This is a genomic window from Mycobacterium sp. (genome assembly GCF_019247615.1).
Classification (GTDB): Bacteria; Actinomycetota; Actinomycetes; order Mycobacteriales; family Mycobacteriaceae; genus Mycobacterium.
This window is the reverse complement of sequence record NZ_JAFBAT010000211.1, coordinates 1-7,646: the sequence shown is the minus strand read 5'-3', so window position 1 is coordinate 7,646 and position 7,646 is coordinate 1. Positions and strand designations below refer to the sequence as shown.

The following is a 7,646-nucleotide window of genomic DNA, read 5'->3' as shown; positions in this document are numbered from 1 at the left end:
TCCGTGCGAATTCCTATCACATACCCGGCTGGCTTGCACCGCCGGTTCCCGGCGCGCATCAATTCCATGAAGTGCCAGTAGACGAGTTTGTCTGATGCGGTCAATACCGGCCCCCGGTCGAGATTTGCTGAAGGCGGGACATGAGCCGGTGGTCTGACTCCGTGTGGTGGCTCGCGGCCTCACAGACGGCAGACGTACATGCCGAAGCCTTCGTCGAGGCAAGGATGCGCGGCGGCGGCTTGATGATGGCCTTGATGATGGCGAGCCCCGGCCTTAAAGTGGCCCGGGCAGTGTCTTGGTTGAGGGGCAGCAGTGATCTTTATCGTGGTCAAGTTCGCGACGAAACCCGAGTGGACCGACCGTTGGCCGGAGTTGGTGGCGCCGTTCACCGCGGCCACCCGTGCCGAAGAGGGCAACCTGTGGTTCGAGTGGTCCCGCAGCCTGGAGAACCCGGCGGAGTACGTTCTGGTCGAGGCGTTCCGTGACGGTGACGCCGGCGGCGCCCACGTCAACAGCGATCATTTCAAGGAAGCAATGCGCGAGCTCCCGCAGGCGCTGGCGTCCACACCCAAAATCATCAGTCAGACGATCGATGCGACGGGCTGGTCGGAAATGAGGGAGATGTCGGTCGAGTAAGTGAATTAGCTTACTACGACTGCGATTTCGTCACCCAACTGGTAGCCCGGTGTCAATGGCAGCGTCTCCCCGCTCCAGAATGAGCCCGGGTCGAACCAGTTGGAGTACTTCTCCGTGCTGAGCAATCCCATTTCCTCGTAGGTGATCGCCACCGTCTCCGCGCAATATGCCGTTTCCAGACTCACCCGCTGCGTGGCCTTTCGGCGCTTGGTCGACTCGCGAACCTTCTTGTCCACCAACGGGATTCCGCGTAACCAATCGTAGGCGGTGGGGAGCCGGCCGCGCATCCACCGGCCGGTCAGGCGCATGGTGGCGGGAAACGGGGTGCCATCCATCCGGGCGATCACCCGCAGCAGCGTGTTCTCCTGTTCGCGGTCGGCGGACGGCGTCAGCTGTCGCAGCCAGCACCGCTGACGGTACCGCTGCGTCCATTGCGTGACGGCTTGGCCGAGATCGTTGAGTTGCACACCACGATGGTTGGTCCCGGTCCACAGATCGACGAGCTTGTCGCCCAGTTCGGCATGCCAGATCAGCGGCGGCAGATCGTCGATGGCCACCGTCATCCCTACGTGGTTCACCGGGCTGTTCGTCAGGGTTTGGATGGCACGGTCCGGTCCGGAAACGCCCCGGAACAACCACAGGTCGCCGGTCCGCGTTTCGTCGAGTGCTTTTTCGAGGGTCGGCATGTAAGCCCTTCGTCGCTTGCAGCCATTATGAAACGTCATGTACTGCGAATGCGACATCCGGGCCGCCGCACCAAAAGGGCCTTTTCGGGGGAATCACGGCTACGATGCCGGAGCATGAGGGATCTTGGGAATCTGCTGCAACTGCCGACACGAAACATCAAAATTGCTAAGTCATTTCCGCCGGATGCCTTGAAAGCCGAAGTGAGCCAAGGAATGAACTGGAGAGCCAAAATGGCGAAAGTCACGGTGTCCGTGACGATCACGGCACTGTTGACGGCGCTCCCGTGGGTCGCGGCCAAGGCGCACGCGGACGAGCTCTACCTTTTCTACCCCGGCTACCCCGCTTATCTCTCCGAAGCACCGCCTGGAGTCCTTGTTGATCCCGCTGGCTACCCGAATCGCGAATGCGAGTCATTCGTCAGTTGGAAGACGCGTTGGCGCATAACGCTTCCCGATTGGGGCGCGGCCCCGGATTGGAGCGACCATGCCGTCTACTCCACAGATCCGACTCCGGATTCCATCGCTTGGTATAACGATCGCCCGGGTGGGCACGTTGCCTGGGTGGATTCGGTCAATCCTGACGGCACCATCACCATTGAACAGATGAATCGAGACTTGGATGGCCGGTACCTGGTCGAGGTGATCGGCCCCGGGCATAATTGGCCGACGGGCTTCTTGACCTTCCCGGACACGCCGGCCAGCGCCATGTGAGCACCCCGCGCCTTCAGCGGTCCAGCCATGGCGCGCAAGCATTTTCCGTGCGGCTCGCAAGCGGCCCTATCGCGGATACGCTGTCATCATGCGCAGCATCTGGAAGTGGGTGGGGCTGGCCGGAGTCGCCGGCGTCGTCGCCGGGGGAGTGCTGGTGGCTCGCGACCAACGGAAACGACGCGCCTACAGCCCCGACGAGATCCGCTCCCGGCTGCATCAGCGGCTGGCCGAATACGATGCGCAGAGTTTTCAGTCGAAATCGGGATCGAGCTCCGTCTCGACCGAGAACAAGCGATAGCTGCCGGAGAAGCCTTTCAACTCGGCGTCGCGGCCCTCGTCGAACCGGACGTCGTCACAGTCGCGCAGCGCGTCTCGCACCGGTTGGCTCACGAGGATCTGGCCCCCCACGGCCTGGGCGGCGACCCGTGCCGCCATCGCGACGTTGCGCCCGAACAGATCCTCGCCGCGCCGCACCGACCGGCCCATGTGTATGCCGATCCGAACTCGAATTTCGGTGTCCCGCTTGCGTTTAGCATTCTCGTGCAATGCGCGTTGGACGTCGACCCCGCACCTCACCGCCTGTTCTGGGCGCGCAAAGGCGATCATGTAGCCGTCGCCTTGGCTTTTCACCACGTGTCCGGACCGTTGCTCCACGAGTCGCGAAATCAGTTTGTCGTGCGCGCTGATCAGCTTGACCCAGGCGCGGTCGCCGATCTGCTCGTTGAGCGCGGTGGACTCCTCGATGTCGGAGAACAGAATGACCACCCGCCCGTCCGGGGTGACCCGGGCGAGGTCCGGGCGCTCGACCTCGGCCCAGTCGGCGAGGTCCTCGATCGAGCTGCGAACGGCCGCGCCGAAGCCTTCCTTGCGCATCACGTTGGCGGTGTTCCACACCCGTCTGACGGCCTCGCGACCGCCCGACAGCAGCTGATTGCGGGCATCGGTTCGGTGCCGCAGCTCGTCGATCTCCTGGTGAGTGCGCGCGAGCAACCGCCCCACCACCACGAGTGCGACGGCTTCGATCCCGGCCAGCCCGGCCAGGATGTAGACCGCGATGTGCAGCGCGTCGCTCATGGCCGCCATCCTTGCAAGGCGGCCAACGTTTCGGCTTGTCGGGCCCTTACGCAGTGTCTAGGGTTGAGTTCGGGCCGCCGCGGGTAGCGAATCTCAAGGGAGGTGCGCGTCTTGGCCGACGGTGACGACAACCCTTCGGACATGCTGGTGATCTTCGGCATTACCGGAGATCTGGCCCGGAAGATGACGTACCGCGCCCTATACCGGCTCGAATCGCGCGACTTGCTGGACTGCCCGATCGTAGGGGTGGCCAGTGATGACATCGCGAAAGAGAAGCTGGTGGAGCGGGCGCGGCAGGCCATCGGCGATTCCGGCGAACAGATCGACGACGCGGTGTTCGACCGGCTGGCGGGCCGGTTGTCCTATCTGCACGGTGATGTCACCGATCCGGAGCTCTATGCGGAGCTTGCAAAGCAGATCGGCTCGGACCGCCGTCCGCTGTACTACCTGGAAATGCCGCCGTCGTTGTTCGCGCCGATCGTCGAAAATCTTGCTAAAGCGGACTTACTGGATTCCGCGCGCGTCGCGGTGGAAAAGCCGTTCGGGCACGACTTGGCCTCCGCCCGCGACCTCAACGCTCGGCTGCGTGCGGTGCTGGATGAAGACCAAATCCTGCGCGTGGACCACTTTTTGGGCAAACAGCCCGTCGAGGAACTGCAGTATCTGCGCTTTGCCAACAATGGCCTGGCAAAGCTGTGGGACCGCGACAGCATTTCCGAAATCCACGTCACCATGGCCGAGGACTTCGGGATCGAGGAGCGCGGCAAGTTCTACGACGCGGTGGGCGCCCTGCGCGACGTCGTGCAAAACCACCTGCTGCAGGTGCTCGCCCTGGTCGCCATGGAACCGCCGGTAGGCCCCGGCGCCGACGATCTGAACGACAAGAAGGCAGAGGTCTTCCGCGCGATGCCGGCGCTGGATCCGGATCGGTGCATCCGCGGCCAGTACCGCGGTTACACCGACGTCGCGGGCGTGGCCAAAGATTCGCAGACCGAGACCTACGTGGCGCTGCGCACGGAGATCGACAACTGGCGCTGGGCCGGAGTGCCGATCTTCCTCCGCGCCGGTAAGGCGCTGCCGGAGAGGGTCACCGAGGTCCGGATGTTTCTGCACCATGTGCCCGGCTTTTCCTTCCTGCCCAACCGTCGGCCGCCCGAGCCCAACCAGATCGTGCTGCGCATCGATCCCGATCCGGGGATGCGCCTGCAGTTGTCCGCCCAGGCCGGCAACTCTTGGCATGACGTCCACCTCGACTCCTCGTTCGCCGAGGACCTCGGCGAAGCGGTGCGACCCTACGAACGGCTGCTGTATGCCGGACTCACCGGCGACCGTCAGCTTTTCGCCCGCGAGGATGCCATCGAAGAGACCTGGCGGATCGTGCAGCCGGTGCTGGACAGGCCGGGCCGGATCCACCAATATGACCGCGGCTCGTGGGGTCCCGAGGCCGCGCAGTCATTACCGCATGGTCACCGCAGCTGGCAGGAGCCCTGGCTGCCCAAGCGCACGCCAGCACGACAGTAAGGAGAACAGGACAAGATGCAGCTAGGGATGATCGGCCTGGGCCGCATGGGCGCGAATATCGTTCGGCGCGTCGTCAAGGACGGGCACGAGTGCGTGGTTTATGACCACAACCCCGACGCGGTCAAGGCGATGGCGGGCGAGGACAACACGACGGGGGTGTCCTCGTACGCGGAGCTGGCCGAGAAGATGGCGAAGCCGAGAGTGGTGTGGGTGATGGTGCCGGCCGGGACCATCACCACCGGAGTGATCGAGGAGCTGGCCAAGGTGCTGGACGCCGGCGACATCGTTATCGACGGCGGCAACTCCTACTACCGCGACGACATGAAGCATTCAAAGCTATTGTCCGAGAGGGATATTCACCTTCTGGACTGCGGCACCAGCGGCGGGGTGTGGGGGCGGGAGCGCGGCTACTGCCTGATGATCGGCGGCTCCGATTACGCCTTCGAGCATGCCGAGCCGATCTTCGCCACCGTCGCGCCGGGCGTGGACGCGGCCCCACGCACCCCGGGACGAGAGGGCGAGATCGCCCAGTCGGAGAAGGGCTACTTGCATTGCGGGCCATCGGGGGCCGGGCATTTCGTCAAGATGGTGCACAACGGTATCGAGTACGGCATGATGGCCTCGCTCGCCGAGGGGCTGAACATTTTGCGGAACGCCGACATCGGCAAGCGTATGCAGGAGGGCGACGCCGAAACGGCGCCGTTGGAGCGCCCTGACTTCTATCAGTACGACTTCGACATCCCGGAGGTCGCCGAGGTGTGGCGGCGCGGCAGCGTCATCGGCTCCTGGCTGCTGGACCTGACCGCTATCGCCCTGCGGGAATCGCCTGAGCTGAAGGAGTTTTCGGGGCGGGTCTCCGACTCCGGGGAGGGCCGGTGGACCGCCATTGCGGCGATCGACGAGGGAGTGCCGTCCCCGGTGCTCACTACGGCGCTGCAGTCCCGGTTCGCCTCGCGTCAGCTCGACGACTTCGCCAACAAGGCGCTATCGGCGATGCGCAAGCAGTTCGGCGGGCATGCCGAGAAGCCGGCTAACTAGGTTCGCCGAACGCGCAGTACTGGCAGTTTTCGGTGTGCGCCGAGGGCGGCCTCGCCCGGCGTGTCGTCTCCCTGGAGTCCCACGCAATGCCTTACCCGGGCCGCCCCGGGTGTGTATGGGTCGCGTTGCGAATCAGCGCTCGACGAACGCCACCACCGCGTCGCTGAACGCATCGTTGTCGTCACCGGCCGCGGTGTGTCCGGCGTTGGACAGTTCGACGAACTCCGCTCGGGGCACGGTGGCCAGGAAATGCCTGACCCCCTCGGGACTGACCACGTCGGACAGCTTCCCGCGTATCAACAACACGGGGATCCTCAGGCTCTTGGCCGCCTGCTCGAACTTCTCGGTGCGCAGCTCGGGGTCGTCACCGGGCTTGGTCATGAACGCGGGGTCCCAGTGCCAGTACCAGCGGCCGTCACGCAGACGCAAATTCTTCTTGAGTCCTTCCGGGCTGCTCGGCTTCTTCCGGTACGGGAGGTAGGCGGCGACGGCATCGGCGGCCTGATCCAGCGAGTCGAATCCGTCGATGTTGCCCATCATGAATTCCCGGATGCGGGCGCTGCCGCCCTTCTCGAATCGCGGAACGACGTCGACGAGTACGAGCTTGGTCACTCGGACGGGTCCGGCCCGGTGCGCGGCGAGGATGCCCGTCAACCCACCCATACTCGCCCCGATCAGGGCCGCCGGTCGACCGATGGCGTCCAGGACGTGCATGACGTCGGCGGTCAGCGTGTCCACGTCGTAGTCGGCATTCGGAGCGCGATCACTGTCACCGTGGCCGCGCGAGTCCAGCGCCACGACGTGCAACCCGTCGTCGGCCAGGATCTGACCGGTCTTCTTCCAGGAAAATCGATTCTGACCGCCGCCATGCAATAGCAGAATCGTCGGTCGATCGGTCAAGCCGCGATTCCACTCGTCCGCAACCAGGGTGATGCCGCCGACACCGGAAAACTCGACCGTCTGCGGGCTGCTGCTTACCATGCTCATGGCCCGACATTACATAGCCTGTTTAACGGCTGTTCAAGCACCGTTCGCTGCCGATCCCCGGCGAGAGCGGCGTGGCGGGGCAGAGCTCGGCGAAGCTGCCGAATCGTTGCGGTCGGGTGCCGAAAGTGCCCTCCAGGCCGGTGAGTTCTGGGCTGCAGGTGGGTCTGTATGTCAGAACGGACTCGAACGGACGCGAAACGTCGGACAAGAAAGGTAAGGACGGCCATGCCATCGATCACACCCTCGCTCTGGTTCGACCACAACCTGGAGGAAGCGGCGGAGTTCTACGCCTCGGTGTTCCCCAATTCGCGAATCGAGGGTTTCAACCGGACCACGGATGCCGGCCCCGGTCTACCGGGGACGGTCCTGTCGGGCAGTTTCGTCCTGGACGGCACCCGGTTCATCGGCATCAACGGTGGCCCGCAGTTCACGCACAGCGAGGCGGTGTCCTTTACCGTGCACTGCAAGGACCAGGACGAGGTCGACTACTACTGGAAGCGCCTGACCGAGGGTGGCGAGGAATCGCAGTGCGGCTGGCTGAAGGACCGCTTCGGTCTGAGCTGGCAGATCATTCCGGACCGGCTCTACGAGTTGATCGCGGACCCCGACCGGGACCGCGCGGCCGCGGCGACCAGGGCGATGTACGGCATGCGCAAGATCGTGATATCCGAGCTGGAAGCTGCAGCGGACGCGGTGGGCGAGTTCACGCGATAAGCCGGACGATCCCCGCGGCTCCGAAGTTGCTCGACGCCGAGCTACCTGCGGCGGTCGACATGAGCGGGCGATGGGCTCGAAGATGTCCGCCGCGAACGGCGGCCGCCTGACCGTCCTCAACGTCGAAAACTGTTGCCCTCGTCCAGATTCCGGTGATTGCGGTCGGGGGTCGGTGCGGGTGCGGCCCACAGGCGTTAGGTTGGTCGGTGCGGACGCGGCACACGGGAGTGGACATGGCTGACAATGGCTGACAATGGCTGACAATGGCTGACAATGGCT

9 protein-coding genes are annotated in these 7,646 nt (G+C 64.4%); 6 read left to right on the top strand and 3 right to left on the bottom strand.

The window, feature by feature from the left end:
- The first annotated feature begins 312 nt into the window (after positions 1-312).
- Positions 313-636, top strand: a complete 324-nt coding sequence (locus JO059_RS14645; RefSeq protein WP_293319888.1) for a putative quinol monooxygenase — start codon at positions 313-315, stop codon at positions 634-636.
- 5 nt (positions 637-641) lie between these two features.
- Here the strand turns inward: JO059_RS14645 and JO059_RS14640 are convergent, their stop codons facing one another.
- Positions 642-1,322 (bottom strand): guanylate cyclase, encoded by a 681-nt coding sequence (locus JO059_RS14640; protein WP_293319886.1) that lies wholly within the window; start codon positions 1,320-1,322, stop codon positions 642-644.
- 114 nt (positions 1,323-1,436) lie between these two features.
- Here JO059_RS14640 and JO059_RS14635 point away from each other — a divergent pair, with 114 nt between their 5' ends.
- Both JO059_RS14635 and JO059_RS14630 read left to right on the top strand, forming a co-directional pair.
- A complete protein-coding gene (locus JO059_RS14635; protein WP_293319884.1) occupies positions 1,437-2,033 on the top strand; it encodes a CHAP domain-containing protein in 597 nt (198 codons plus the stop codon).
- Between the two features lie 88 nt (positions 2,034-2,121).
- Positions 2,122-2,331 (top strand): hypothetical protein, encoded by a 210-nt coding sequence (locus JO059_RS14630; protein ID WP_293319882.1) that lies wholly within the window; start codon positions 2,122-2,124, stop codon positions 2,329-2,331.
- On the opposite strand, the gene JO059_RS14625 is transcribed toward JO059_RS14630, so the two are convergent.
- Positions 2,283-3,116 (bottom strand): adenylate/guanylate cyclase domain-containing protein, encoded by an 834-nt coding sequence (locus tag JO059_RS14625; protein ID WP_293319880.1) that lies wholly within the window; start codon positions 3,114-3,116, stop codon positions 2,283-2,285. The genes JO059_RS14630 and JO059_RS14625 overlap by 49 nt on opposite strands.
- A gap of 102 nt (positions 3,117-3,218) precedes the next feature.
- On the opposite strand from JO059_RS14625, the gene JO059_RS14620 reads away from it, so the two are divergent.
- Complete coding sequence (locus tag JO059_RS14620; protein WP_293319878.1) at positions 3,219-4,628, top strand: glucose-6-phosphate dehydrogenase; 1,410 nt, start codon at positions 3,219-3,221, stop codon at positions 4,626-4,628.
- A gap of 15 nt (positions 4,629-4,643) precedes the next feature.
- Positions 4,644-5,666, top strand: coding sequence for a phosphogluconate dehydrogenase (NAD(+)-dependent, decarboxylating) (gene gnd, locus JO059_RS14615; protein ID WP_293319876.1), 1,023 nt, complete (start codon positions 4,644-4,646; stop codon positions 5,664-5,666).
- Positions 5,667-5,798: 132 nt separating this feature from the next.
- Here the strand turns inward: gnd and JO059_RS14610 are convergent, their stop codons facing one another.
- Positions 5,799-6,653 (bottom strand): alpha/beta hydrolase, encoded by an 855-nt coding sequence (locus tag JO059_RS14610; protein WP_293319874.1) that lies wholly within the window; start codon positions 6,651-6,653, stop codon positions 5,799-5,801.
- 225 nt (positions 6,654-6,878) lie between these two features.
- Between JO059_RS14610 and JO059_RS14605 the strand changes: the two genes are divergently transcribed.
- Positions 6,879-7,367 carry a VOC family protein gene (locus tag JO059_RS14605; protein WP_293319872.1) on the top strand — a complete coding sequence of 163 codons (489 nt, stop codon included), beginning with the start codon at positions 6,879-6,881 and terminating at the stop codon, positions 7,365-7,367.
- The last annotated feature ends 279 nt before the right edge of the window (positions 7,368-7,646 follow it).

What these genes read in the sequence shown, in the direction of transcription:
- JO059_RS14630 (WP_293319882.1), top strand. Translation starts at nt 2,122, where the DNA reads ATGCGCAGCATCTGGAAGTGGGTGGGGCTGGCCGGAGTCGCCGGCGTC.
- JO059_RS14635 (WP_293319884.1), top strand. Translation starts at nt 1,437, where the DNA reads ATGAGGGATCTTGGGAATCTGCTGCAACTGCCGACACGAAACATCAAA.
- gnd (WP_293319876.1), top strand. Translation starts at nt 4,644, where the DNA reads ATGCAGCTAGGGATGATCGGCCTGGGCCGCATGGGCGCGAATATCGTT.
- JO059_RS14640 (WP_293319886.1), bottom strand. Translation starts at nt 1,322, where the DNA reads ATGCCGACCCTCGAAAAAGCACTCGACGAAACGCGGACCGGCGACCTG.
- JO059_RS14625 (WP_293319880.1), bottom strand. Translation starts at nt 3,116, where the DNA reads ATGGCGGCCATGAGCGACGCGCTGCACATCGCGGTCTACATCCTGGCC.
- JO059_RS14610 (WP_293319874.1), bottom strand. Translation starts at nt 6,653, where the DNA reads ATGAGCATGGTAAGCAGCAGCCCGCAGACGGTCGAGTTTTCCGGTGTC.
- JO059_RS14605 (WP_293319872.1), top strand. Translation starts at nt 6,879, where the DNA reads ATGCCATCGATCACACCCTCGCTCTGGTTCGACCACAACCTGGAGGAA.